This is a genomic window from Streptomyces sp. NPDC002386 (genome assembly GCF_053593175.1).
Genome location: NZ_JBSFBX010000010.1, coordinates 135,574 through 160,043 on the forward strand (window position 1 = coordinate 135,574; position 24,470 = coordinate 160,043).

General features: G+C 72.4%; 26 protein-coding genes. 14 read left to right on the plus strand and 12 right to left on the minus strand.

The window, feature by feature from the left end:
- Positions 1–118 precede the first annotated feature (118 nt).
- Positions 119–1,027, plus strand: a complete 909-nt coding sequence (locus ACWCPN_RS21200; RefSeq protein ID WP_451208291.1) for a YihY/virulence factor BrkB family protein — start codon at positions 119–121, stop codon at positions 1,025–1,027.
- On the opposite strand, the gene ACWCPN_RS21205 is transcribed toward ACWCPN_RS21200, so the two are convergent.
- Positions 975–2,207 (minus strand): D-alanyl-D-alanine carboxypeptidase family protein, encoded by a 1,233-nt coding sequence (locus ACWCPN_RS21205; protein ID WP_451208294.1) that lies wholly within the window; start codon positions 2,205–2,207, stop codon positions 975–977. The two genes, ACWCPN_RS21200 and ACWCPN_RS21205, sit on opposite strands and share 53 nt — an antisense overlap.
- 172 nt (positions 2,208–2,379) lie before the next feature.
- Between ACWCPN_RS21205 and ACWCPN_RS21210 the strand changes: the two genes are divergently transcribed.
- From ACWCPN_RS21210 to ACWCPN_RS21220, 3 genes are all read left to right on the plus strand, one after another.
- Positions 2,380–2,619 (plus strand): SCO4848 family membrane protein, encoded by a 240-nt coding sequence (locus tag ACWCPN_RS21210; protein ID WP_199213805.1) that lies wholly within the window; start codon positions 2,380–2,382, stop codon positions 2,617–2,619.
- 16 nt (positions 2,620–2,635) lie between these two features.
- A complete protein-coding gene (locus ACWCPN_RS21215; RefSeq protein ID WP_451208297.1) occupies positions 2,636–3,910 on the plus strand; it encodes a metallophosphoesterase in 1,275 nt (424 codons plus the stop codon).
- Between the two features lie 238 nt (positions 3,911–4,148).
- Positions 4,149–5,693 carry an ABC transporter substrate-binding protein gene (locus tag ACWCPN_RS21220; RefSeq protein ID WP_451208301.1) on the plus strand — a complete coding sequence of 515 codons (1,545 nt, stop codon included), beginning with the start codon at positions 4,149–4,151 and terminating at the stop codon, positions 5,691–5,693.
- Between the two features lie 18 nt (positions 5,694–5,711).
- Here the strand turns inward: ACWCPN_RS21220 and ACWCPN_RS21225 are convergent, their stop codons facing one another.
- The 9 genes from ACWCPN_RS21225 to ACWCPN_RS21265 form a co-directional block, all read right to left on the minus strand.
- The gene (locus ACWCPN_RS21225; RefSeq protein WP_451208304.1) at positions 5,712–6,485 is read right to left on the minus strand and encodes a TetR family transcriptional regulator; all 774 of its coding nucleotides are present in this window, start codon (positions 6,483–6,485) and stop codon (positions 5,712–5,714) included.
- A gap of 9 nt (positions 6,486–6,494) precedes the next feature.
- Complete coding sequence (locus tag ACWCPN_RS21230) at positions 6,495–6,989, minus strand: thiol-disulfide oxidoreductase DCC family protein (protein ID WP_451208307.1); 495 nt, start codon at positions 6,987–6,989, stop codon at positions 6,495–6,497.
- Positions 6,986–7,393: a hypothetical protein gene (locus ACWCPN_RS21235; protein WP_451208310.1), complete on the minus strand. Its 408-nt coding sequence runs from the start codon at positions 7,391–7,393 to the stop codon at positions 6,986–6,988. Before ACWCPN_RS21235 ends, ACWCPN_RS21230 begins: the two co-directional genes overlap by 4 nt.
- Positions 7,394–7,501: 108 nt before the next feature.
- On the minus strand, positions 7,502–7,912 hold the full coding sequence (locus ACWCPN_RS21240) for a VOC family protein (protein ID WP_451208314.1): 411 nt from the start codon (positions 7,910–7,912) through the stop codon (positions 7,502–7,504).
- A 136-nt stretch (positions 7,913–8,048) separates the two neighbouring features.
- A complete protein-coding gene (locus ACWCPN_RS21245) occupies positions 8,049–8,828 on the minus strand; it encodes a succinate dehydrogenase iron-sulfur subunit (protein WP_365120740.1) in 780 nt (259 codons plus the stop codon).
- On the minus strand, positions 8,828–10,582 hold the full coding sequence (sdhA, locus tag ACWCPN_RS21250; RefSeq protein ID WP_451208317.1) for a succinate dehydrogenase flavoprotein subunit: 1,755 nt from the start codon (positions 10,580–10,582) through the stop codon (positions 8,828–8,830). Before sdhA ends, ACWCPN_RS21245 begins: the two co-directional genes overlap by 1 nt.
- A 19-nt stretch (positions 10,583–10,601) precedes the next feature.
- Positions 10,602–11,084, minus strand: a complete 483-nt coding sequence (locus ACWCPN_RS21255; RefSeq protein WP_451208320.1) for a succinate dehydrogenase hydrophobic membrane anchor subunit — start codon at positions 11,082–11,084, stop codon at positions 10,602–10,604.
- Between the two features lie 5 nt (positions 11,085–11,089).
- The gene (sdhC, locus tag ACWCPN_RS21260; protein WP_451208323.1) at positions 11,090–11,470 is read right to left on the minus strand and encodes a succinate dehydrogenase, cytochrome b556 subunit; all 381 of its coding nucleotides are present in this window, start codon (positions 11,468–11,470) and stop codon (positions 11,090–11,092) included.
- A gap of 188 nt (positions 11,471–11,658) precedes the next feature.
- The gene (locus tag ACWCPN_RS21265; RefSeq protein ID WP_451208327.1) at positions 11,659–12,231 is read right to left on the minus strand and encodes a 2-oxo-4-hydroxy-4-carboxy-5-ureidoimidazoline decarboxylase; all 573 of its coding nucleotides are present in this window, start codon (positions 12,229–12,231) and stop codon (positions 11,659–11,661) included.
- 190 nt (positions 12,232–12,421) lie between these two features.
- Here ACWCPN_RS21265 and ACWCPN_RS21270 point away from each other — a divergent pair, with 190 nt between their 5' ends.
- The 4 genes from ACWCPN_RS21270 to ACWCPN_RS21285 all read left to right on the plus strand — a co-directional run bounded on the left by ACWCPN_RS21270 (position 12,422) and on the right by ACWCPN_RS21285 (position 15,499).
- Positions 12,422–14,011 carry a beta-N-acetylhexosaminidase gene (locus tag ACWCPN_RS21270; RefSeq protein ID WP_451208684.1) on the plus strand — a complete coding sequence of 530 codons (1,590 nt, stop codon included), beginning with the start codon at positions 12,422–12,424 and terminating at the stop codon, positions 14,009–14,011.
- 63 nt (positions 14,012–14,074) lie between these two features.
- The gene (locus ACWCPN_RS21275) at positions 14,075–14,263 is read left to right on the plus strand and encodes a hypothetical protein (protein WP_451208329.1); all 189 of its coding nucleotides are present in this window, start codon (positions 14,075–14,077) and stop codon (positions 14,261–14,263) included.
- 91 nt (positions 14,264–14,354) lie between these two features.
- Entirely contained in the window at positions 14,355–14,912 is a 558-nt protein-coding gene (locus ACWCPN_RS21280) for a hypothetical protein (protein ID WP_199211690.1), read from the plus strand.
- 194 nt (positions 14,913–15,106) lie between these two features.
- On the plus strand, positions 15,107–15,499 hold the full coding sequence (locus tag ACWCPN_RS21285) for a hypothetical protein (protein WP_199211691.1): 393 nt from the start codon (positions 15,107–15,109) through the stop codon (positions 15,497–15,499).
- A 91-nt stretch (positions 15,500–15,590) separates the two neighbouring features.
- Here the strand turns inward: ACWCPN_RS21285 and ACWCPN_RS21290 are convergent, their stop codons facing one another.
- Positions 15,591–18,197: an FG-GAP-like repeat-containing protein gene (locus ACWCPN_RS21290; protein WP_451208686.1), complete on the minus strand. Its 2,607-nt coding sequence runs from the start codon at positions 18,195–18,197 to the stop codon at positions 15,591–15,593.
- Positions 18,198–18,491: 294 nt separating this feature from the next.
- On the opposite strand from ACWCPN_RS21290, the gene ACWCPN_RS21295 reads away from it, so the two are divergent.
- The 6 genes from ACWCPN_RS21295 to ACWCPN_RS21320 all read left to right on the plus strand — a co-directional run bounded on the left by ACWCPN_RS21295 (position 18,492) and on the right by ACWCPN_RS21320 (position 23,338).
- The gene (locus ACWCPN_RS21295; protein WP_451208332.1) at positions 18,492–18,986 is read left to right on the plus strand and encodes a hypothetical protein; all 495 of its coding nucleotides are present in this window, start codon (positions 18,492–18,494) and stop codon (positions 18,984–18,986) included.
- Positions 18,987–19,171: 185 nt separating this feature from the next.
- Positions 19,172–19,600 carry a hypothetical protein gene (locus ACWCPN_RS21300; protein ID WP_451208335.1) on the plus strand — a complete coding sequence of 143 codons (429 nt, stop codon included), beginning with the start codon at positions 19,172–19,174 and terminating at the stop codon, positions 19,598–19,600.
- A gap of 107 nt (positions 19,601–19,707) precedes the next feature.
- On the plus strand, positions 19,708–20,343 hold the full coding sequence (locus tag ACWCPN_RS21305) for an RNA polymerase sigma factor (protein WP_451208337.1): 636 nt from the start codon (positions 19,708–19,710) through the stop codon (positions 20,341–20,343).
- Between the two features lie 121 nt (positions 20,344–20,464).
- Complete coding sequence (locus ACWCPN_RS21310) at positions 20,465–21,289, plus strand: hypothetical protein (RefSeq protein ID WP_451208340.1); 825 nt, start codon at positions 20,465–20,467, stop codon at positions 21,287–21,289.
- A gap of 259 nt (positions 21,290–21,548) precedes the next feature.
- Positions 21,549–22,211, plus strand: coding sequence for an RNA polymerase sigma factor (locus tag ACWCPN_RS21315; protein WP_451208342.1), 663 nt, complete (start codon positions 21,549–21,551; stop codon positions 22,209–22,211).
- Positions 22,211–23,338 (plus strand): hypothetical protein, encoded by a 1,128-nt coding sequence (locus ACWCPN_RS21320; RefSeq protein ID WP_451208345.1) that lies wholly within the window; start codon positions 22,211–22,213, stop codon positions 23,336–23,338. Before ACWCPN_RS21315 ends, ACWCPN_RS21320 begins: the two co-directional genes overlap by 1 nt.
- 222 nt (positions 23,339–23,560) lie before the next feature.
- On the opposite strand, the gene ACWCPN_RS21325 is transcribed toward ACWCPN_RS21320, so the two are convergent.
- A complete protein-coding gene (locus ACWCPN_RS21325) occupies positions 23,561–24,436 on the minus strand; it encodes a L,D-transpeptidase family protein (RefSeq protein ID WP_392292053.1) in 876 nt (291 codons plus the stop codon).
- Between the last annotated feature and the right edge of the window lie 34 nt (positions 24,437–24,470).

The following is a 24,470-nucleotide window of genomic DNA, read 5'->3' on the forward strand; positions in this document are numbered from 1 at the left end:
GGGCGATCGGTCAGAGAACATAACTCCGCTCGGCGGAACGGGTGATTAATGGGATGTCACTCAATAGTGTCGTTGTCGGCCGTACATCGGGTCCCGGTGGCGCGGGCAGAGACGCAGCATGGACTGGCTGAAGAAGCTCCCCGGGATCGGCCCGATCGTCACCCGGCTGATGACCACGCACGCCTGGCGTTCCTACGAGCGCCTGGACCGGGTGAAGTGGACGCGACTGGCCGCGGCGATGACCTTCGTCAGCTTCGTCGCACTGTTCCCGCTGCTGACGCTGGCCGCCACCCTCACCGCGGCCACGCTCAGCCAGTCGCAGCAGAGGAACGTGCAGGACAGGATCGCCGACCAGATCCCCGGCATCTCCGATCAGCTCGACATCAACTCCCTGGTGGAGAACGCCGGCACCGTCGGGATCATCGCCGGCGCCCTGCTGCTCTTCACCGGCATGGGCTGGGTGGGCCAGGTGCGCGACTGCCTGCGCGCGGTGTGGGAGCTGCCCGACGGCGAGGAGAACCCGTTCCTCGCCAAGGCCAAGGACGCGGGCATCCTGCTCGGCCTCGGCGGCGCGGTCGTCGCCACCCTCGCCATCTCCACCGTGGCCTCGGCGATGGTGGGCCGGCTCAGCGACGGCCTCGGCCTCGACCGGGCGGGCTGGGGGCACGTCCTGCTGCAGATCATCGCGTTCGCCGTGGCCGTGGTCGCCGACTTCCTGCTCCTGCTCTACGTGCTGACCCTGCTGCCCGGCACCGAACCCCCGCGCCGCCGGCTGCTGGTGGCCGCGCTGACCGGGGCCGTCGGCTTCGAACTGCTGAAGCTGCTGCTCAGCGGCTACATCCAGGGAGTCGCCTCGAAGAGCATGTACGGCGCGTTCGGCGTGCCCGTGGCCCTGCTGCTGTGGATCAACTTCACCGCGAAACTCGTCCTGTTCTGCGCCGCCTGGACGGCGACGCCGAGCAAGGACGCCGAGATCACGGCCGCGTCCGACGGCGCATCAGATCGGGCAGCGGCCAACGGCGGTTGATCAGGAAGACCCCGCCCCCGAGCAGCACCAGCAGCCCGCCCGCGACGGCCAGCGCGGTTCCGACGCCGGTGGAGCCGATCCCGCCCGACGCGCTCGCCACCGGCCGCGTGCCGGCCCCGCCCGTCCGGTGCGCCGGCCCCGCGGAGGCGGTGGCGCCCGGCTGGGCGGTGGACTGCGCGCTCTTCGGCGGCACCAGCTCGCCCACCGGCCGCACCTTGCCGGCCGCCCGGAATCCCCAGTCGAACAGCTTCGCCGTCTCCTTGTAGACCTCGTTGTGCTCGTGCTTCTCCGGGTTCATCACGGTGACCAGCAGCACCTTGCCGTCGCGTTCGGCGACACCGGTGAAGGTGGCGCCCGCATCGGTGGTGTTGCCGTTCTTCACCCCGGCGATGCCCTGGTAGACGGGCACGTCCGTGTCGCCGCTCAGCAGCCGGTTGGTGTTGCGGATCTCCCCGGACTCGAACTTCGCCGACACGGTGGAGCAGTACTCGCGGAAGTCCTTCTTCTGCAGCCCGGAACGGGCGAACAGCGTCAGGTCGTACGCCGAGGACCGCTGCTCCGGCGCGTCGTAGCCGTCCGGGCTGACCACGTGCGTGTCCAGTGCCTGCAGCTCGTCGGCGTGGGCCTGCATGTCCTCGACGGTCCGGTCCACGCCGCCGTTCATAGCGGCCAGCACGTGCACGGCGTCGTTCCCCGAGCGCAGGAAGACCCCGAGCCACAGGTCGTGCACGGAGTAGGTGTGGCTCTCCTTTATCCCGACCACGCTCGAACCGGCGCCCATGCCCGCGAGGTCGGACGGGACCACCTTGTGCTCCATCGTCCTGGGGAACCGGGGCAGCAGGGTGTCCGCGAACAGCATCTTCAGGGTGCTCGCCGGAGGCAGCGGCCAGTGCGCGTCGTGCGCGGCGAGGACCTCGCCGGACTCGGCGTCGGAGACGATCCAGGACCGCGCGGTGAGGTCCTTGGGGAGCACGGGCACGCCCGGCGCGAGGTCCACCTGGGTCCCCGGCTGCCCGAGCCGGGCGCCGCCCACCTGCGACATGAGCGCCGGGGGAGTGACCGACGGGCTCGTCGAGGGCGTCGGGGCCGCGAGCGCCGCGGGCGCGGTGGCGGCGAGGGACAGCAGCGTGGCGGAGGCGGCCAGCAGGCATCGCCCGAGGGTCTTCTGCGGTGGGGGCACGGTCGGAAACGTACCTGCCGTGGACACCGAAGTCCCGCCCGGCACCCCACCCCGGCCACGGAACGCGACCCCGCACAGCGATACTGAACGCATGCCGTGCTCATCCGGGGGACAACCCCCGGACCCCCGGCCGGTCGCCCGGCCCCGGCGTCGTGTCGAAAGGTCAGTCTCCGTGAAACTCAGCCGCCCGGTCTCCTGGTTCCTGCTCGCGTTCGGGGTGTGGAGCTGGGTCATCTGGATCACTTTCGTCAAGAACCTGGCCGCGGACGGCAGCGGACTCGCCTTCGACGACGGCCACCCGACCGCGTACTTCTGGGTGCATCTGCTGCTGGCGATCGTCTCCTTCGTATTGGGGACGGTCATCGGGGTCATCGGGTTGCGCGGACTGCGCGCACTGCGCCGGAAGTCATAGCGGGAGACACTGCAGCGTGGTCATCGTCCTCGTCCTCATCGCGGCGGCCGTGCTGACCGTGCTGGTGCTCGGGCACTGGTACGTGTGGCGCCGTCTGGTCCGCGACACCACCCGCGGCCCGGGCCCGGCCCGCCGCGCCGGCACGACCGTGTTCGTCGCCGGCCCGCTGCTGATGGTCGGCGCGCTGGTCGCCGAACGCTCCGGTGCCCCCTTCTGGCTCCAGCGCACCCTCGCCTGGCCCGGCTTCCTGTGGATGGCGCTGGCGCTGTACCTGCTGGTTGCGGTGGTGGCCGGCGAGCTCGTACGGCCGTTGCTGTCCCGGCTCCTGGCGCGCCGGGCGCGGACCGCCGAGACCCCCGTACGGGAGCCGGAGACCGTGCCGGCGGCTCCGCGGCCGGCGCCGGAGGCGCCCGACGTGCCCGACGCGCCGGAGCCGGCCGGGCGGGCGCCGCGCGCGAACGGTGCCCCCTCCCGGCGGCTGTTCGTCTCCCGGGTGGTGGGCGGGGCCGCCGCGGCCGCCGCCGTCGGAACGGTCGGGCAGGGCACCTACGGCGTCCTGCGCGGCCCGCGGGTCAAGCGCGTCACCGTGCCGCTCGCCCGGCTGCCGCGCGCCGCGCACGGGTTCCGGATCGCCGTCGTCAGCGACGTCCACCTCGGGCCCGTCCTCGGCCGCGGCTTCGCGCAGCGGGTCGTCGACACCGTGAACGCCACCCAGCCGGACCTGATCGCGGTCGTCGGCGACCTGGTGGACGGCAGCGTGAAGGACCTCGGCCCGGCCGCCGCGCCGCTGGCCCGGCTGCGCGCCCGGCACGGGGCGTACTTCGTCACCGGCAACCACGAGTACTTCTCCGGTGCCGAGCAGTGGGTCGCCGAGGTGCGCACCCTCGGCCTCCACCCGCTGGAGAACGCCCGCACCGAACTGCCCCACTTCGACCTGGCCGGGGTGAACGACCTCCAGGGCGAGAGCGAGGGCCGGGGCCCGGACTTCGCGAAGGCGCTCGGCGACCGGGACCCCGCCCGTGCCTGTGTGCTGCTCGCCCACCAGCCGGTGCAGATCCACGAGGCGGTCCGGCACGGCGTCGACCTCCAGCTCTCCGGTCACACGCACGGCGGCCAGCTCTGGCCCGGCAATCTGATCGCGGCCGCCGCCAACCCCACCGTGGCCGGCCTCGAACGCTACGGCGACACGCAGCTGTACGTCAGCCGGGGCGCCGGCGCCTGGGGACCGCCCACCCGGGTCGACGCGCCCTCGGACGTGACGGTGATCGAGCTGGCCGCCACGCGCGCCTGACCCGCCCTCCGGCGCGCGTGGCGGAAACCGCTTCCACCTCCCTGTGAAGAGGCTGTGGAATTCGGCGGAAACAACACCTCGGTAAGTTCTCCCTCATTCGGGCCGATAGCTCTTCCCCCAGCTGAAACAGGTGTGATTAGGTGAGCCGCGCCACTAGGGGAGTGGCCGTTTTTTTGTGCTGGGCCAGGGGTAGGGCCCTGGCAGGCCTGGGAGGGGCACCACCATGCGATCTGTTCGCATGCGCATTCTCGTGACGCTGCTCGTACTCGCGGTCGTGGGAATCGGCGGCTGGCAGTTGCTGCCGTCGCAGGGAGACAAGAACCGGACGATCACCGTCGGCACCACCGACGCCGTCACCTCACTGGACCCGGCCGGCGCCTACGACGCCGGTTCCTGGGCCCTGTTCAGCAATGTCTTCCAGACACTGCTGACCTTCGAGCCGGGCGGGGTCCAGCCCGTCCCCGACGCGGCGAAGAGCTGCACCTTCGAGGGCGGCGGGCTGAAGACGTACCGGTGCTCGCTGCGTGACGACATCACCTTCCCGAGCGGGCGGGGGCTCACCGCCGCGGACGTGAAGTACTCCTTCGACCGGGTCAAGAAGATCAACTCGGACGTCGGCCCGGCGTCGCTGTTCTCCACCCTCGGCTCGGTGACCGCCGACAGCGCGACGACCGTCACCTTCCATCTGTCGTCCCCGGACGCCACCTTCCCGCTGAAGGTGGCCACCGGTGCCGGCTCGATCGTGGACAAGGACGCCTATCCGGCCAGGGCCCTGCGCACCGACACCGGTGTCGACGGCACCGGCCCGTACACGCTGACCTCGTACACCAAGGACCAGAAGGCCGTCCTCGCGCCCTACGGGCGATACCAGGGCTACCTCGGCGGCACCGGCCGCCCCATCGAGCTGCGCTACTACGCGAACTCCCAGAAGCTGCAGAGCGCCTGGCAGCACAAGCAGCTCGACGTCGCCACCCGGACGCTGCCGCCGCAGGTCCTGTCCGAGCTGAACCCGAGCGACCCCACCCAGCGCGTCACGGAGTCGGACAGCTCCGAGACCCGCAACCTGTACCTCAACACCCGCGCCGGCTCGCCGCTGCACGACACCCGGGTGCGCCGCGCCATGGCCTGGCTGGTCAACCGCGAGCGACTGGCCGCGAAGGTGTACGACGGCACGGTCGACCCGCTGTACTCGCTGATCCCGACCGGCATCATCGGCCACACCACGTCCTTCTTCGACACCTACCCGACGCAGAGCACCGCCAAGGCGCGGGAGCTGCTCACCCAAGCCGGGCTGACCCTGCCGGTGCGCTTCACCTTCGGCTACGGCAAGGGCCGGGGCGCGGGCGCGGAGGAGGCCGCGGAGCTGAAGCAGCAGCTCGAGAAGGGCGGCCTGTTCAAGGTGGACGTCCAGGGCTACGAGTGGACCGACTTCCAGAAGCGCTGGGCCGCCGGGAAGATGGACGCCTGGGCGGTCGGCTGGGTGGCCGACTACCCGGACCCGGACACCTTCGGCTCCCCGCTGGTCGGCACCGGCTCCACCATGAGCACCGGCTACAGCAGCAAGGCCGTCGACGCGCTCATCCGCAACAGCCAGCAGTACGCCGACCGTTCGCGGACCTCGAACGACTTCCGCGACATCCAGGGGGACGTGGCGGCCGACGTGCCGCTGATCCCGCTGTGGCAGCGCAAGGAGTACGTGGTCAGCACCGAGGACGTCGGCGGCGGCCAGTACCTCTCGGACGGCACGGGCGTGTTCCGCCTGTGGCGCCTGCAGTGGATCTGACGCCCCGCGGGTGAGGGGTCAGTCCCCGGCCCCGTTCTCCTCCGCGCGACCGCCCTCGCGTCCGGCCCTGGCCGCCGGGTCCGGCAGTGCCCGCGTCATCCCGGGCAGGAAGTCCGTGAACAGCTCGTGGACCTCCAGCACCAGGGGGCGCAGCACCCGGAACCGGGCCAGGGCCACCCCGCGGGCGGTCAGCCGGGCCCCGCGCCGCGCCAGCCGGTAGCTGCGCTCGCGGCCCTCGGTGCGGTCGAACACCCAGTACAGGACGAGGCCCATCTGGGACAGCCACATCAGTTCCGGCAGCACGTCCCGCAGTTCGGGAGCCACCTTGGACTTCGAGCCGGCCAGCAGCTCCCGGTGGACGCTGATGGCCTGCTCCCGGGCGTGCTCGCTCTCCGGGGAGAACGGGCTGAGCGGGCTGTCGGGGTCGGCGGCGTTCTTGAAGAACTGGACCGCGAACTCGTGGTACGGCCGGGCGATGTCCAGCCACGCGGTCAGCACGCCCGCGAGCCGGGCCTCCAGATCGGTCTCCCGGTCCAGGACCTCCCGGACCGCCACCTGGTGCTCGGCGGCGATCCGGTCGTAGAAGCCCTGGATCAGGTGCTCCTTGCCCTCGAAGTAGTAGTAGGCGTTGCCTACGGAGACTCCGGCCTCCTTGGCGATGGCCCGCATGGTCGTCTTGTCGTAGCCGCGCTCCTGGAAGAGCCGCATCGCGGTCTCCAGGATGAGCGCGCGGGTCTGTTCCGACTTGGTCTGGGGGCCGGCCTCTTCGGGGCCTTCGTTCTTCGCGGGCACGACAGGAGCCTAACCAGTGGCGCAGGCGCCGCCGGAACAGGTCGGCGGATTGAAGGTCCAGCCCGTGCGCGTGTCGTACGACCATCCGTCGGTCCGCGCGTACGCCTGCCCGCCCCACTGCGCGCCCCGCCACTTGGCGGCCGCCAGTACCGCGCCCCGGGCCAGCCGGGCGCCGGCCGGGGTGCTCAGCCGGTGGGCGAGCGGGCGGTGTTCGCGCAGCGCCCACAGGACGACGATCCAGGCGCGGGAGGCCTGGTAGACCTGCCCGGAGTCGCCGATCACGGTGACCTCCTGAAGGGTGGCGGCGTGGTCGAGTCCCGGGTAGCGCCGGCGGGCCTCGTCCGAGCCGGCCGGGACCAGCTCCAGCGGCACCAGCTTCGGCTGCCGTACGAGCCAGTCGCGCAGGTGGGCGCAGAGGGCGCACTCGGCGTCGTAGAGGACGGTGAGCCGGCGGACCGGGACGGACGCGCCGCCCCGGTCCTGCGTGGAGGTCACCGCGCTCACGCCCCGGCCGTCGGCGGGATCCAGGCCTGCGGGGGCACCGGGGGCTGCTGCTCCCGCTCCATCAGCCCGCGCCGCCGGATCCGGTTGAGCACGTACACGTTGCCCAGGTGCATCACGCCGAGCACCAGCAGCACCACGCCGAGCTTGGCCGACAGGGCCTCGAAGATGCCCCGGGTGTCCTCGATGTCGCCGCTGTCGTTCAGGTACAGCGCCACGAAGCCCAGGTTGACCAGGTAGAAGCCGACCACCAGGAGGTGGTTGACGGCGTCGGCGAGCTTCTCGTTGCCGCGCAGCACGTCGGACAGGAAGACCCGGCCGTTGCGGCTGAGCGTGCGGGCCACCCAGACGGTCAGCGCGATGCTGACCGCCAGGTAGATGACGTAGGCGATGACGGTGCGGTCCATGCCCCACCCCTTCTTGAACGCGTTCAAAACGCTGACAGGGATGACTCTAGACCTGCTTTTGAACATGTTCAACTCAATGGGGGCGAGGGGCCGCGCCGGCTCCGCGCGTCAGCTCCGGCGGCCCAGCTCGGGGCGTTTGCTGTAGTCGGTGAACCCGATGACGTTCCCCCAGGGGTCGGCGATCTCGACGGTCCAGCCGGTGGCCCCGGCGAACGGCTCGTCGAGCGAGGCGATCCCGGCGGCGGCCAGCTCCCGCGCCGCCGCCCGCGCGTCCGGCACCTCGAGCCACAGCCGCGGCGAGGGCCACGGCGGCGGCCGGTGCCCCAGCGCCTCCTCGGCGCGCAGCAGGATCCCGGGCATCTCGCCACCGACCTTCAGCAGGGCGATCCCGGCCTCGTCGAGCCGGAACCCGACGGTGAACCCGGCCCGCTCGTAGAAGCCGACGGCCTCGCCGAGGTCGCCGACGGGAAACAGCGCGTTGTCGAACCCGAGCAGTTCGTACGACCCTTTGTCTGACATGTCGTCACATTAGGGCTCAAACCCGACCATACGCGAGGAGCCCCACCGGAGCGGTTCCGGCGGGGCTCGTTCTCCGCACGCCCGAGGGCCCCGTTCCCAGGGGGAACGGGGCCCTCGGCGGGTCCTGCGGACGACCTCAGTAGCGGCGCGTGATCAGCGCGCGCTTGACTTCCTGGATCGCCTTGGTGACCTCGATACCGCGCGGGCAGGCGTCCGTGCAGTTGAAGGTCGTGCGGCAGCGCCACACGCCGTCGCGGTCGTTGAGGATCTCCAGGCGCTGCTCGCCCGCCTCGTCACGGCTGTCGAAGATGAAGCGGTGGGCGTTCACGATCGCGGCCGGGCCGAAGTACTGGCCGTCGTTCCAGAACACCGGGCAGGACGACGTGCACGCGGCGCAGAGGATGCACTTCGTGGTGTCGTCGAAGCGCTCGCGGTCCTCGGCGGACTGCAGACGCTCGCGCGTGGGCTCGTTGGTGTCCTTCGTGACGAGGAAGGGCATGACGTCCCGGTACGCCTGGAAGAACGGCTCCATGTCCACGACCAGGTCCTTCAGGACCGTGAGGCCCTTGATGGGCTCGACCGTGATCGGCTTCTCGGGGTTGATGTCCTTGATCAGCGTCTTGCACGCCAGGCGGTTCTTGCCGTTGATCCGCATGGCGTCGGAACCGCAGATGCCGTGGGCGCAGGAACGGCGGAAGGTCAGGGTGCCGTCGATGTCCCACTTGATCTTGTGCAGACCGTCGAGGACGCGCTCCTTGGGGTCGATCTCCAGCTGGAAGTCTTCCCAGGCCGCCTCCGCCGAGACCTCCGGGTTGAAGCGGCGGATCCGGAAGGTGACGGTGATGTAGGGGGAGTCGGCGAAGCCGGGCTCGGGCTGGCCGGCCGCGTCCGCCTTGTCCAGAACAGGGGTAGCCATCAGTACTTACGCTCCATCGGCTGGTAGCGGGTCTGGACGACCGGCTTGTAGTCGAGACGGACGGTTTCCGAGCCGTCGGCGCCGACCTCGCGGTACGCCATGGTGTGCCGCATGAAGTTGACGTCGTCGCGGTTCGGGTAGTCCTCGCGGTAGTGACCGCCGCGGGACTCCTTGCGGGCGAGCGCCGAGACCGCCATGACCTCGGCCAGTTCGAGCAGGTTGCCCAGCTCGATCGCCTCGAGGAGGTCCGTGTTGAACCGCTTGCCCTTGTCCTGGATCGCCACGTTCTTGTAGCGCTCGCGCAGCTCGGCGATCTTCTCGACGGCCGTCTTGATCGTCTGCTCGGTGCGGAACACCATGACGTTGGCGTCCATGGTCTCCTGCAGCTCACGGCGGATGGTGGCCACCCGCTCGTTGCCGGTGGAGTTGCGCAGCCGCTCGATCTGCTCGACGACGAGCGACTCCGGGTTCTCCGGCAGCTCGACGAAGTCGGCCTTCGCCGAGTACTCGGCGGCGGCGATGCCCGCGCGGCGGCCGAACACGTTGATGTCCAGCAGCGAGTTGGTGCCCAGGCGGTTGGCGCCGTGCACCGACACGCAGGCCACCTCGCCGGCCGCGTACAGGCCGGGGACGACGGTGGTGTTGTCCGCCAGGACCTCGCCCTCGACGTTCGTCGGGATGCCGCCCATGGCGTAGTGCGCGGTCGGCTGGATCGGGATCGGGTCCGTGTAGGGCTCGATGCCGAGGTACGTCCGCGCGAACTCGGTGATGTCCGGGAGCTTGGCGTCGAGCTGCTCCGGCGGCAGGTGGGTGAGGTCCAGGTAGACGTGGTCGCCCTCGGGACCGCAGCCGCGGCCCTCCCGGATCTCCGTGTAGATGGAGCGGGAGACGACGTCACGGGACGCGAGGTCCTTCATGACCGGCGCGTACTTCTCCATGAAGCGCTCGCCGTCCTTGTTGCGGAGGATGCCGCCCTCGCCGCGCGCGCCCTCGGTCAGGAGGATGCCCATGCGCCAGATGCCGGTCGGGTGGAACTGGAAGAACTCCATGTCCTCCAGCGGCAGGCCCCGGCGGTAGACGGCGGCCTGGCCGTCACCGGTGAGGGTGTGCGCGTTGGAGGTCACCCGGAAGAACTTGCCGGTGCCGCCGGAGGCGTAGATCACGGCCTTCGCCTGGAAGAGGTGGATCTCGCCGGTCGCCAGCTCGTACGCCACCACGCCGGCCGACTTCTTGACGCCGTCGACCTCGGTGATGAGCTGGTCCAGGACGTAGAACTCGTTGAAGAACTCCACGCCCTCCTTGACGCAGTTCTGGTACAGCGTCTGGAGGATCATGTGGCCGGTGCGGTCCGCGGCGTAGCAGGACCGGCGGACCGGGGCCTCGCCGTGGTTGCGGGAGTGACCGCCGAAGCGGCGCTGGTCGATCGTCCCGTCGGGCGTCCGGTTGAACGGCAGGCCCATCTTCTCCAGGTCGAGGACGGCGTCGATGGCCTCCTTCGCCAGGATCTCCGCGGCGTCCTGGTCGACCAGGTAGTCACCGCCCTTGACCGTGTCGAAGGTGTGCCACTCCCAGTTGTCCTCCTCCACGTTGGCCAGCGCGGCGGCCATGCCGCCCTGCGCGGCGCCCGTGTGGGAGCGGGTGGGGTAGAGCTTGGTCAGGACCGCGGTGCGGCTGCGCTTCGTCGACTCGATGGCCGCGCGCATGCCGGCCCCGCCGGCGCCGACGATGACTGTGTCGTACTTGTGGATCTTCATGATTCTCGCAGCCCCGTGCCTAGCGGATGTTCGGGTCGAAGGTGAAGATCACCAGCGTGCCGAGCAGGATGGTGAACACCGTGGCGGTGTAGAGCAGAGCCTTCAGCCACAGCCGGGTGTTCGGGCGCTCGGCGTAGTCGTTGATGACCGTGCGCAGGCCGTTGGCGCCGTGCAGCATCGCGAGCCACAGCATCAGCAGGTCCCAGACCTGCCAGAACGGGGACGCCCAGCGGCCGGCCACGAAGGCGAAGCCGATCTTGGAGACGCCGCCGTCCAGGACGAGCTGGATCAGCAGGTGGCCGATGACCAGGACGACCAGCACGATGCCGGACAGGCGCATGAACAGCCAGGCGGCCAGTTCGAAGTTGCCCCGGGTGGACTTGGGGCTCTTCTTGGTCCGCCTGCGCGGCGCCTCGATCAGCGGGGCCGGGTTGTCGACGGAGTACACCGGGGCGCCCTCGACGGGGCCGACTCCGGACGCGGGGGTTTCAGTCGTGGACATGAGTGTCAGCTCCCGAACAGGGCACGAACGGCGTGGCCGAGGACCGGGTAGAGCGCGCCGATCATCAGGACGATCCAGACGCCCATCACGGTCCAGAACATCTGCTTCTGGTAGCGCGGGCCCTTCGACCAGAAGTCGACGGCGATGACGCGCAGGCCGTTGAGCGCGTGGAAGAGGATGGCGGCGACGAGGCCGTACTCCAGCAGCGCGACGATCGGCGTCTTGTAGGTCACCACGACCTTGTCGTAGGCCTCGGGGGAGACACGGACGAGTGCGGTGTCCAGCACATGCACGAACAGGAAGAAGAAGATGAGGACGCCGGTGACTCGGTGAGCCACCCAGGACCACATTCCTTCCCGTCCGCGGTACAGCGTTCCAGCCGGCACGGAAGAACCCTCCGGGAGCGGGGACTAGGGCCGCGCCGGCTTCACGGTCGGTCGGGCCCGGCCGGGTACGGTCCACCGGCCCTCAGCATCGTATCCATGCGCCGCGGCGCGGCTTACGGGGGGCCTACTTGTGTGATCAAAGTGGCACCGTACGGGCTAGGGGTGCGGCATTCGGGTGGTGCGTGCGGTCATATGCCGGTAGCGGGCGTGTTGTGGCTGGTCGCGCCGCTCGGCGGGGCCGCGGACGGGCGGGCCGCCGGGCCCGCCAGGAATGCCGCCAGCCGGTGCTTGGCCAGGCGCCGCAGCTCCTCCGTCGCCATGACCCGCTCCTCCTCGGGATCGTTCGCCAATCGTGACCGGATGCCTTCGAGGATGCGGTCGATGACCTCGTACGCCGGGGTGTCGCCCAGGTAGATGACGAACGTGTGCCCGAATTTCGCCTCGTAGGCGGCGTGCGCCGCGCTCAGCGCCATGTGTGCCGCCTGGTAGGTGTCCTCCGGCAGCTCGGGCAGCGGCTCGCCCGCCAGGGCCCCGGCGAGTTCGGCCGCGGGCAGGTCGTACGTCGCCTCGTCCGCCGCCGCCAGCAGGGCGTCCAGGTCGGGATAGGGGCGGTGCTCCGCGATACGCCCGGACCAGCGCGGATTGCGCAGGCAGCGCAGCAGCATCGCGCGCGCCTCGTCGGCGGGGGCGGCGTTGAAGGCGTCCAGCGGCGTAGGGAGGTACGGGAGACGATGCGCAGGCAGCGTGGGTCCTCGCGTCACGGGTGGTGTGGCAGGGGATCTTGTGAAGGCTGTGTCGCTACGTTATCGAGAGTGGTCACAGTGTGTCCGACGGGTATCTGAATTTCACCCGTACGGAAGAGTTTCGGAACACCTCGATGACGGGTGACGGGCCGATCGGTCGTACGTTGGCTGAGTGACGCAGCACAGGCGCCGGGCGTCGGCGCAGCAGGTGAGGCGGAAGCGGGCGGTGGTCGCCGCGGCTTTCGCGGGGACCGTCGCGCTCGGCGTGGGCGTCGGCATATGGGCCTCGGCCGACACCGGCGGAAGACCGGCCGGGGACGTGGCGCAGGCCCCGGCGGGCCGGGCGCCGAGCAGTCCGTCGCCCAGCCGCTCCTATCCGCTCTCCCAGGCGCCGCGCACCATACCCGCGGTCGCCTCCCACACCGCGGCGCACGGCCCCGGCTGGCGCCCGAAGAAGGGTGAGCGGCTGGTGGTGAGCGATCCGTCGCTGGCCGACGAGGGCCGGCTGACGGCCGGCGAGCTCGGGCTCACGTACGCCGGGCAGAAGGACGACAAGCGGGCCGGGGACGTCCGGCTCACGCTGGGCAAGCGGGGCGGCAACCCGGAGTCGTACACCATGACCGTCCGCGACGGCCGGGTCGACATCAGCGGGCCGGCCGAGAGCGGCGTGTTCTACGGCACCCGCACCCTCAAGCAGGAGGTCCACGGCGGCGGCACGGCACCGGAGGGCGTCGTGCGCGACCAGCCCGCCAAGCCGGTGCGCGGCTTCAACCTGGACATAGCCCGCAAGCCGTACAGCGCGTCCTGGATCGAGGACCGGATACGCGAACTGGGCGACCTGAAGTACAACGAGCTGGGCCTGCACTTCTCCGACGACCAGGCCTTCCGGATCGAGTCCGGCAGCCATCCGGAGATCGTCTCCAAGGACCATCTGACCAAGGCGCAGGTCAAGCGGATCGTGGACCTGGCGAAGAGCCGGCACATAACGGTCGTGCCCGAGATCGACTCGCCCGGCCACCTCGGCGCCGTCATCGCCGCCCACCCGGACCTGCAGCTCCGCAACGCGAACGGAGTGCCCACGCGGGGTGCCATCGACATCTCCAAGCCCGGCTCCGCGAAGATCGTCGACGACCTGCTGAACGAGTACGCCGGGGTCTTCCCGGGCAACCAGTGGCACCTCGGCGGCGACGAGTACCAGGCGCTGACGGTGTCCGACCCGCAGGCCTCCTACCCGCAGCTCGCGGCCGCCGCCCAGCGGAAGTACGGCTCCGGCGCGACCGTCGCCGACCTCGCCACCGGCTGGCTCAACGACCGTGCCGCCACCGTCCGCGCCCACCACCGGACCATGCGGGCCTGGAACGACGGCTTCTTCCGGGACACCTCCGTGCGGCCCGCCAAGGACCTCCAGGTCGCCTACTGGACCGGCAAGGAGATCGGCGCCCGGCAGCCGGTGGAGTACCTGCGCGACGGCCGCAAGGTCATCAACTACAACGACGAGTTCCTGTACTACGTCCTCGGCCAGCCGCAGACCTTCGTCTACCCGACCGGGCAGCGGATCTACGAGCAGTGGAACCCGCGCGTGCTGCGCGGCACCACCGCCGTCCCGTCCAGCTACGACGGGCAGATCCCCGGCGGCTCGTTCGCCGTGTGGAGCGACATCCCGGGCGCCCAGACCGAGGCGCAGGTCGCCGCCGGCATCCGGATGCCGCTCAGGGCCACCGTGCAGAAGCTGTGGGACCCGGGGAAGCCGGCGCTGTCCTGGGCCGAGTTCAAGGCGCTGGCGGACCGGCTGGGCTGAGCGCCCGCCGGGCACGGTATCTTCCGCGTGCCGCATCGCACGAGGACACGGGGGGTCCCGATCATGCCCGCAGCACGTCTGCGCTCACCGGAGTGCCTCGCCCGCGCCACCGTCGCGCTGCTCGGGCTGGTCGTCGCCGACGCCCTCGACGCCGCGGCCGCCGTCCTCGCCGTTCTGGTGGTCCTCAAGCTGACCCGCATGGAGCGCGACCGGGCCCTCGCCGGTCCCGGGTTCGTCATGACTCTTGGCTGAAAAGCTTCGGCTGTGACACCCTCGGCCCGTTGCACGCAGTAAGGGGAAGTGCGGGCTCCGTAAAGGCGGCGCCCTGGCGAGGGAGGCTTCCATGAGCCTGGTGGAACTGATCGCGCAAGCCGGCGAACGGGGGCTGGCCGTGAGCGGGCTGGCTTGTTTGGACCGGTGCGTGCCCTTGCTGGGCGGTGACGACGAGGTGCTGCGCCCGCTGTGGGCGAGCGTCGCCGAGGGCTCGGACTGGGCGGGCGGCCTGGAGAAGGCGCGCGGCGCGCTCGGCCCGGAGGACTCCGACGAGGACGAGGCCGCGCGGCTCGCCCACCGCATGCTGGACGAGGCCCCGGCCGAGCGCACCCCCGAGGCGGTACGGGCCTGGGCGGACGCCTGCTCCGTCGCCTCCCTGCGCATCCACCGGCTGCTCGACCCCGCCGCCGACGGCCCGGACGACACCGGCGGCCTGGAGGCCGGCCGGGCCGGCGACGCCGGGGGACTGCCTCCGCTCGTCGCCGCCGAACTGCGCCGCCAGACCGTCGTGCTGGAACTCCTCGCCGAGCACGGCACCAACGGCCTGCGCCGGGCCCTGGACGTGTCGGTGGAGGGCCGCCGGGTGCTGAGCGCCGTGGTCTCCCGCAGGGCCCGCGGCCGCGGCTGAAGGACCGGTACCGGACCGGCGCCCGCCGAACCGGCACATAGGGGACGGGTAAACCGCAAACCCGGTCGCTGGGAAAGTCCTGTGTCCGTCCTGCGGTGGCGGTGGGGCGGTCCTGCGCCGTTTGCGGGAACCGGCCGGATCGCTGTGACGGATGCCCCGCGCGGCCCGCTTTTCCCTATGTGACAGCGCACTACGTGACAGCACAGCAGGAGACCAGGCCGCATGCCGCGGCCAAGCCCGCACGCTGGGCCGCGGACACCGTGGCGGCCATGCGTGAGGGCGCGCGGCTCAGGCTCGACTACTCGGTGCAGAGCCTGTGGCGGGTGGACCGGATGATCGACGGCATCCGCCGCGAGGGCCCGCCCTACGCGGCGGTCGAGCACGCGTTGCGCGGCTTCGGCGCCTACGCGGGCGAGGTCGTCGCCCGCCGGACCGGCGCCGAGTGGTGGTCGTCCGGCGGCGAGCACTGGCTCCGCACACCCGACGGCCGCCTGTGGGACCCCATCGACGAGGCCCGCCGCGCCTACGCCGGCCACGGCTCACTGCGCCTGTTGTGCCGGGACGCCACGAGCGGGACGGCCGGCTGACACCGGCGCGCCGGGCCGCGGACCGGCCCCGGACGCGCACCGGCCGGGACCCGCCGCGAGGCGGGATCCCGGCCGGTGGGCCGAACGGGTGTTACGGCGCCAGCGTCACGCCCAGCCCGGCGCCCGTCGGGGTGCCGAGCATCGTCCTGCTCAGCACGGCCGTCTGGCTGTAGCCGAGGCCCGAGCCGTTGCTCGGCAGGTACATCAGGATGCCGTTGCCGCTGTCCTCGCCCGCCACGCCGAGCGTGAGGTCGGCGCGGCCGTACCCGGACAGGTCGGTCAGGGACACCGACGAGCCGGCCTTGTCACCGCTCTCGGTGTTGCCCGGCACGCCAGAGGTGTCCTGCGAGACCGCGATCGCGCCGGAGCCGGTGAGGCCCGAGGCGCCGCCCTTGACGAGCAGCGCCGAGCCCGCGTCGGCCCGGTTCACGGCGTCGCGGGTGATGTCCTCGCCGGGCAGGCCGGTCAGGACGTCCGCGTAGCCGTCGCCGTCGTAGTCGCCGACCGAGACGGAGGCGCCCATCGCGTCACCGGACTCGTTGCCGCCGGGGACGCCGGTGGTGTCCTGGTGGACGGTGACCATGCCGGTGGTGGTGAACCCGCTGGAGGAGCCCGGCACCAGGGTGACCTGGCCGCCCGACTTGCCCCCGGACTCGCTCGTGTACGGCTGGCCGATGACGATGTCGTCGTAGCCGTTGCCGTTCACGTCGCCCGCGGCGACCGACCGGCCGCCCTTGACCGAGATGACGCCCGCCTTGGTCAGGCCCGTCGCCGAGCCCGCGAACCGCACGACACGGCCGATGCCGCCCGTGTCCCGGTAGTTGAGGGCGATGTCGGCGTACCCGTCCCGGTTGAAGTCGCCGGTCGCGGCGTCCAGGTAGGCGACGGAGCCGGTGGCCGTGGTCAGGGCGCCGGAGGTGGTGGCGCCGCCGGCCGGCCGGACGTTCCAGCTGCCGCCCTTGCCGGTGCCGGCCGAGAAGACGTCCGCCTTGCCGTCGGCGTCGAAGTCGCCGACCGCGACGGCGGAGCCGAGCTTGGCACCGGTCGCCGTGACGCTGCCCGACGTGGTGTACGAGAAGCCCGAGTCGAGGCCGGGGCCGTACAGGACGGTGACCGCGCCCCGGTCGGCGTGTCCGCTGGTGTCGTCCTCGCCGGGCGCGCCGACCGCGAGGTCGGCGTAGCCGTCGCCGTTGACGTCGCCCCAGGCGGTCGAGGTGCCGAAGCTGTCACCGGACTCGGAGGAGCCGGGGACGCCCGGGCTGCTCTGGGTGAGCGTGAGCCTGCTCGCGGAGACCGGACCGTCCACGCCGCCCGGCACGACCGTCACCGAGTTCGCCTTCGGGGTGCCCGCCACCAGGTCGGCCAGGCCGTCCCGGTCGCGGTCGGAGGTCGGCAGCGCGTGCGAGATGCCCGGGGTCTTCGCCAGCGCGGCGATCAGGGGCAGCTTGCTGTACAGGTTGTCGCCGGGGCAGGCGGTGGCGTTGGTGTCACGGTGCCCGAAGACCCGGGGCAGGGTGATGTCCTGGCCCTTGTCGATCAGGTTGCCGTCCTGCCCCTTGGGGCTGCCCGAGGTCAGCGTGACCTTGCCGGTCGGGTCGATGCCGTACATCCCGAACTTCCACGCCACGATCCGGGCGATCGAGTCGAGCGCGGCCCGGGACGGCTTCGCCGACATGTAGTTGCCGATGTAGGAGATGCCGACCGTGTTCGTGTTGAACCCGATGTCGTGCGCGCCCACCACCGGCAGGTCCATGCCGCCGCTGCGGCCCTCGAAGATCTGGCCGCAGCGGTCCACGACGAAGTTGTAGCCGATGTCGAAGTAGCCGCGGGAGAAGTGCTCCTGCTGGATGGTGCGCATCCGGGCCCGCGAGTCGGCACAGGACACCGTGTTGTCGCTGTCGACACCGGTGTGGTGGATGACGGCGGCCTTGATCTCCGTGCCGTAGCTCGGCGTGCCGTCGTAGTCCGTGGAGGCACCCCACTCGGCCTGCGAGATGACCGACGGCTTGACGACCGTGGAGGGCCGCGGCTCCGGGACGGTGCTCGACGGGGACGGGGAGACCGAGTCGGACACCGACGGCGAGGCGGACGCGCCGGCCGAGTCGGACACCGACGGCGAGGGGGACGACGTCTCCGGCGCCGACACCGTGTCACTGGGCGCCGGGGAGTCCGTCGGTGACGACGGGTCGGACGGCGCCGACGACGTGGGGTCCACGGCGAAGGCGGCCGGCTGCGAGCCGCCCGCCGGGTCCGTGCCCGGGTCGAGCAGCTTGACGTCCATCCCGGCCGGGAGCCCGGACGTCGTGGTGCCGTCGGGGTTCACCACCCGGACCGCGACGCCGTCCGCGTCACCCGTCCACATGGAACCGGTGCCGCCGCGCGCCTTGGCCCGCGCGCCCTCGGCGCCGTCCGCGGAGAACGGGTCGTCGGGCAGCTTCGCCCAGTCCGACCACTTCCCGGTCTCCCGCGAGCGGTAGCGGAGTTCCGGCGTTCCCTTCAGCTCGGCCCGCTCGTTGTCCCAGGTGAGCAGCGCGGCGCTGAACCGCTCGGTGTCCCGCTCGCCCAGCCCGCGGCGGCCCCCGCCCTGGTCCGCCAGCTTCACTGTGTGGACGGCGGCCCTGCGGCCCGCGCCCTTGCCGTCGTTGTGCGCACCCGGGTCCGCCACCGCGTACGTGACGGCCCCGGCACCGCCCAGCACCACGGCGCCGAGCGTCAGCCACGCCCGTCGCTTGAGACTGAGCGGTCTGTACGCATGGGTCCTGCGAGGACTCAACTGTCCCACCCCTAGAAAATGAACACGGTGACATCACCTGCCACACAGGTGACACCTGTTCAGCGCGCGGACGGCGCGGAACGTCACCCCGGTCCGGGGCCCGGAGTCCGGCCCCGGCCGCCGAACGGCCCCTCGCGGTACGGTCGGTGGCCGGACCGTCGCCCGGGCACCCGGTGCGTTCGGGTCCGGCATCGGCGAGCGGAAACGGGGCGGTCGGCAGTGGGACACATTCGCGTACTCGCGGCGGGGCTGGCGGTGTCGGCCTCGCTCGCCCCGCTCACCTCGTGCGCCTCGCCGGGGGACGGCGGCGACGAGCGGGGCCGGTGCTCCGTACGGACCGACCCGGCGCCGATCGAGAAGCGCTTCCCCGTCTTCGGGACGCCGGAGCGGACGCACTGGTGCGGTGTGGTCCTGAACGCCGGCGACGAACGCGTGCCCGGGCCGACGGACGTGCGGCTCGTCGGTGTCGTGCGCCTCGCGCCCGCGGCCTTCGCCAGGGTCGTCGGGGACCTGGGGGAGAACCCGGTCGCGGAGACCCCCCGGGGGCTGCCCGACGAGATCGCGGACCTCCTGCCCGGCGAGGCGCGCTGGCAGCACAGCGACCGGCTCGACCGGGCCGTCACCCAGGGGCGCTACACCGGCTCGTTCCACGTCGACACGGCACACCGCACGGTGCTCGTGGACTGCGTCGACCCCGTCCCGCCGAAGCACTGAAGACGTCTGCCGGGCCCAGGGTCCGATGCGCGAGCGGCCCCGAAGGTTGTACGCCACCCATGACTTTCCTGTGTGGTGATGGACACTTCCGCTACCCGTGATGTTCGCGAGGGCGCCTCCGCTTGAGCAACTGGAGGATTGCGGCCCGTAGTTCTCCCGCTGCCGAGCCAAGGGGGAACCGTCTCATGCGTGAAGTGTGCGAACGTCCGTCCGCCGAGGAGATGCGGGCCTGCGCGGCCGCCTTCGTCACGCGGGTCACCGCCCGCAACCGGCTGCCGCTGGACTACTCCGAGCGCAGCCTGCGGATCGTCGACTTCCTGATCGACGGACTGCGCAAGGGCGGCGCCGACCGGGAACGGGTGCACGGGACACTGCTCGGCCTGGGGGCGTACGTCGGTGAGGTGCTGGTGCGCCGCGCGGGGGCGGTGTGGGTGGACTTCGACTCCGGTCAGCGCGCCTACTTCGGGCAGCCGGCCGGCGTCCGCATGGGGGACGGCCGGGTCTGGAACCCGCTGGGCAGGGTGGTCAACCGCTTCGAGTCCGGCGGCCCCGAGGAGTCCCTGCAGACCTTCTACCTGACCCTGCACGGCCGGGTGCGCAGGGCGGCCGCCTGACGGCTTCCGCCGGACGCGCCGCGGGGCTGTGACAAAACTGTGAGCTGCGGCGCTGATGACCTTGGGGCTCGGGGACGGCCCGTGCCCGGTACGGACGAGGACGGTTCTTGGGCCAGGGAGGCGAACCCCGCCGCGTACAGGCGTACGACGGGGAACTGGGCGCTGCCGTCGCGCGGGCCCAGGACGGGGACGAGGCCGCGTTCGCGGCGGCGTACCGGATGGTGCAGCCGGGTCTGCTCGGCTACCTGCGCGGTCTGGTCGGCGAGGACGCGGAGGACGTGGCCTCCGACGCCTGGCTGGAGATAGCCCGCGACCTCGGACGGTTCAGGGGCGACGGCGCCGGGTTCCGCGGCTGGACCGCGACCATCGCCCGCCACCGGGCCCTGGACCACCTGCGCAGGCAGCGGGTACGGCCCCGCTCGGCGGCCGGGCTCGAACAGGACGTGCTGGACCTGCCCGGACCGCACAGCACGCACGACCAGGCACTGGAGTCCATCTCCACCCAGCGGGCCCTCGAACTGGTCCGCGCCCTGCCCCGCGACCAGGCCGAGGCCGTCCTGCTCCGGGTGGTCGTCGGTCTCGACGGCCCGTCCGTGGCGCGGGTCCTCGGCAAGCGCCCCGGCGCGGTCCGCACCGCCGCTTACCGCGGGCTGAAGCGGCTCGCCCGGCAGCTCGGCGGGACGGGCGCGGCGGACGAGGGTGTGACGGATGACGGCCCCCGGACGCTGGGTGAGTCGAAATGAACGCAGACGGCCGGCGGCCGTATAGGTCAGGCGGAAGCAGCATCAGCGGCACGACCAGCACAGGCAGTGGCACGAGGCTCCCGGGGCGATCCGGCGGGCCGGACCAGGGACGGGAACAGGCATGGGTGAACGGCTGAGCGGCGAGGGGCTGCCCGCCCGCCGGCGCGGGCACCCCGGCGGGGCCGTCCTCGGCCCCGCGCCGGCCGGTCCGGACACCGGGTTCGAGGCCCGGATCGCCGCCGCGCTCCGCGGAAACGGGGCGGACGTCGTCGACCCCGAGGCCGAACGGCGCGCCGTGACCGCCTTCCGCACCGCCCGCGACTCCGGGCGCGTCCCGGCGCGGACCCGGCGCCGGGACGACTGGCGGCCCGGGCGGCCGCGCCGCGCGAGTCTCTCGGCGCGGACCACGCTCTCGGTGTTCCTGGCGAGCCTCACGCTGGGCGGCGTCGCCTTCGCGGCGATGGGCTCGCCCGGCTTCGCCCGGCACGACGACGGCGGCACCGGCCCGCGCGGTACGCGGCCGCCGGCGAGCTCGGCACCCCGGCAGCCGGCCGCCGAGCCGGCCGGCTCCGCGTCCGCGGCGCCCCCGGCCCGCCCGCACCACCCGGCCACCGCCCAGGACCTGCGCGCGCACTGCCGCGCCTTCGAGCAGACCCGGGGCCGGGGCAAGGCGCTGGACTCGACGGCCTGGCAGCGGCTCGTCGTCGCCGCGGGCGGCGAGGACGAGGTCGCCGACTACTGCGCGGCGCGGACCACGCCCCCCGGGCGGACGACGCCCCCCGCGCGGCCGAGCCACCCGGACAACGGCACGGGCGGCTCGTCGGGCAGCGCTTCGGGCGGTGGCTCGGACCGGAGTTCGGGCAACGGCACGGGCAACGCGGCCGACAACAGCGGAAGTCCGGGTCAGAAGGCGGCCGATCCCGAGCGGGCCGGAGAGAAGAAGTGACCCCGCCCGGGCGGAAGTCCGGGGCCAGGGCAACGGCCGGGGCCGCCACCCCCCACAGGAGAGGCCCCGGCCGTCGCGCTTCACGGGCCGCGCGGCGGCCCGTACTTTCTTCAGCGTCGGGAGTGCGTTTTCTGTCACACCCCGTCGCGCCCTGACACGTCACGAGTTAGTTGCATCTTCTACAGACATGGACGCGGCGGGCTTCTCGCCGTAACGTGCCTTTCGCGCCGGACCGAAGACATGGCGTAAAGGGAGTGCGGTGCTGGGGGACGACGCGGAGCTGACCACCGCGGTGCGTGCGGCACAGGACGGGGACGAGACCGCTTTCCGGACGGTGTACCGCGCGGTGCAGCCGCGACTGCTGGGATACGTACGCACGCTGGTCGGAGATCCGGACGCGGAGGACGTCGCGTCCGAGGCATGGCTCCAGATCGCCCGGGACCTCGACCGGTTCAGCGGCGACGCCGACCGCTTCCGCGGCTGGGCCGCCCGGATCGCCCGCAACCGCGCGCTCGACCACATACGGATGCGCGGCCGCCGCCCCGCCATCGGCGGCGACGAAACGGAACTGACCGGCCGGGCCGCCGACTCCGACACGGCGGGCGAGGCCATCGAGGCACTGACCACCGACAGCACCCTCTCGCTCATCGCGCGGCTCCCGCAGGACCAGGCCGAAGCGGTCGTGCTGCGCGTGGTGATGGGCCTCGACGCCAAGTCCGCGGCCGAGACGCTCGGCAAGCGCGCGGGCGCGGTGCGCACCGCCGCGCACCGGGGCCTGAAACGGCTCGCGGAGCTGCTCGGCGGCGATCCGGAATCGGCGGGTGTGCTCGACGCGCTGCCGCTCCAGCGAGAGCCGCGTGGCCGCGCGGTGACGTCCGCCACTGTGACGCATACGCGTCCGCGGACGCAGAAGGACATGTGATGGCCGACGAGCGCTGTGTTCCTCCGGGGGACGACCCCCGGGACCCTGACGAGTGGCTCACCGGGGAAACGGCGGAACGTCTGCTGCGCGGAGAGTCACCGGCGTCCCTCGACCCCGCGGTCCGTGACCAGGCCGAACGCCTCGCCGAAGCGCTGAGCGCGCTCTCCGTCCAGGCGGCCGAGGCGAGCGGTGAACTGCGCGGCGAGGAGGCCGCGCTGGCCGCGTTCCGCAAGGCCCGCGAGGCGGCCGAGTCCGAGCGCACCGCCGCCGCCTTCGGCGACGGCGCCCCCGGCAGGGCCGCCGCACCCGTCGCGGCCGGCACCGGCGAGGGCCTGGTCCGCATCGGCGCCCCGGCCCGTTCCGGAAGCCGCTCCCGCCGCCCGCGCTGGGCCCGGCCGGTCCGCCTGACGCTCGCCGCGGCGGTGGCCGCCGGCACGCTGGGCGGGGTCGCGATGGCCGCGGGCAGCGGAGTGCTGCCCATCCCGTTCCAGGAGGACCGCCCGGCTCCCGCCGCCTCCGTGTCCGCGGACGAGACGCACGGACGGCCGCGCGTCTCGCCCTCCGCCCGGACCCCGCAGGGCCCCGGCGACGGCACGGTCACCCCTCGCGGCCCCGCCGCGTCCGCCGGCGGAGCCCCCTCGGGCGGCGCCACCACCGGCACCGACAAGGGCGGAACGCCGGGCCCCGGCGCGTCCCGCGGGACCACCGGCAACTGGTGGCGGGACGCCACCACGGCCTGCCGTGACATCCGGGACGGCAAGGACCTGGGCAACAGCCGCAAGCGGGCCCTGGAGGGTCTGGCGGGCGGTGCCGCGCGGGTCGGCAAGTACTGCGACGCCGTCCTGACGGGCCGGCCCCCCACCGGCGGGGACGACGACGCCGGCGACGGCTCGGGCGACGGCTCGGGCAAGGCCGGGAAGGGCGGCGGCAAGGACAAGGGCGGCACCGGCAACGGTGACGAGAACGGCCAGGGCGGCGACGAGGACGGCCGAGGCCACGGTCATCACGGCGGCCGGCACCGGGGTGCGGCGGTGTCCCCCTCCCCGGCGGACCGCACGCCCGCGGGCCCCGGCCGGCGCGGCGCCGCTCCGGTTCCCTCGCCGAGCCCCACGTACTCCGCCCTCTGACCGCCCGCTCAGGGCTCGCCTCACCCCTGTGACCTGCGAATTCACCTCTCGCGAAATTTTTTTCGCGAGAGGTGTGACGTTTCCGGGCCCCTCGACGCAGTAATGAGTGAGCCGACTGGTCATCGGCCGTCGCACTGAGCCGGGGTTCCCCCCGTACCCACGGCTCGTGCATATGGCGCGGGCGGGACACGTTCCCCCGGTCCCGCCCGCGCCCCGAATCCCTCACCAGTGGACGACGACCTTGTCGCCCACCCGCACCTGGGCGAACAGCGCGGCGATCGCCGCCTCGTCCCGGACGTTGACGCAGCCGTGCGAGCCGCCCGCGTAGCCCCGGGCCGCGAAGTCGTACGAATAGTGCACCGCCTGGCCGCCGCTGAAGAACAGCGCGTACGGCATCGGGGAGTCGTAGAGCGTCGACACATGGTGCCTGGACTTCCAGTAGACGTGGAACACACCCTCACGGGTCGGCGTGTACTGACTGCCGAAGCGGACCGACATCGTCTCGACCGTGCGCCCGTCGACCATCCACCGCAGCGTCCGGCTAGTCTTGCTGACGCACAGCACCCGCCCGGTCAGACAGCGCGGGTCGGGCGGGTCGGCCGGCTGGCCGCCCATCAGGTACAGCTCCCACTTGCCCGGCCGGTGGGTCATGCCCAGCAGCCGCTGCCAGGTGACGGTGTCCAGCTCGCCGGTCCGCGGCAGCCCGCGCTTGCCCTGGAAGCCGCTGACGGCGCGCTCGGTCAGATCGTCGTACGTCCCGGTCGGCCCGTCGAACAGCCACTCGGCCTGACGCAGCCGTGCCTGAAGCTCACGCACGCCCGTACCGCTGTCGCCGCGCGACCACAGCACCCGGGGCGCGGCCCCGGTGGGCCGGACGGCGGGGGTCGGGGCGGCCCGCCCGGCCGACCCGGCCGCCCCGCCGGACTGGGCCGACCGGGTGGCAGTGGGAGCGTGGCTGGACGGCAGCTCGATGCGCACCGGCAGGTGGTGCTTGCCGTCGGCGTCCGCGGGCCGCACGGTGCAGCCGCTGAGCGCGGCGAGGGCGGCGGTCGAGACGAGTGCGGCGAGTACGGCGGCAGATCTCCCCGGGATCCTCATGCCGGAGATGCTTCCCCGCGTGACCGCCGCCGAA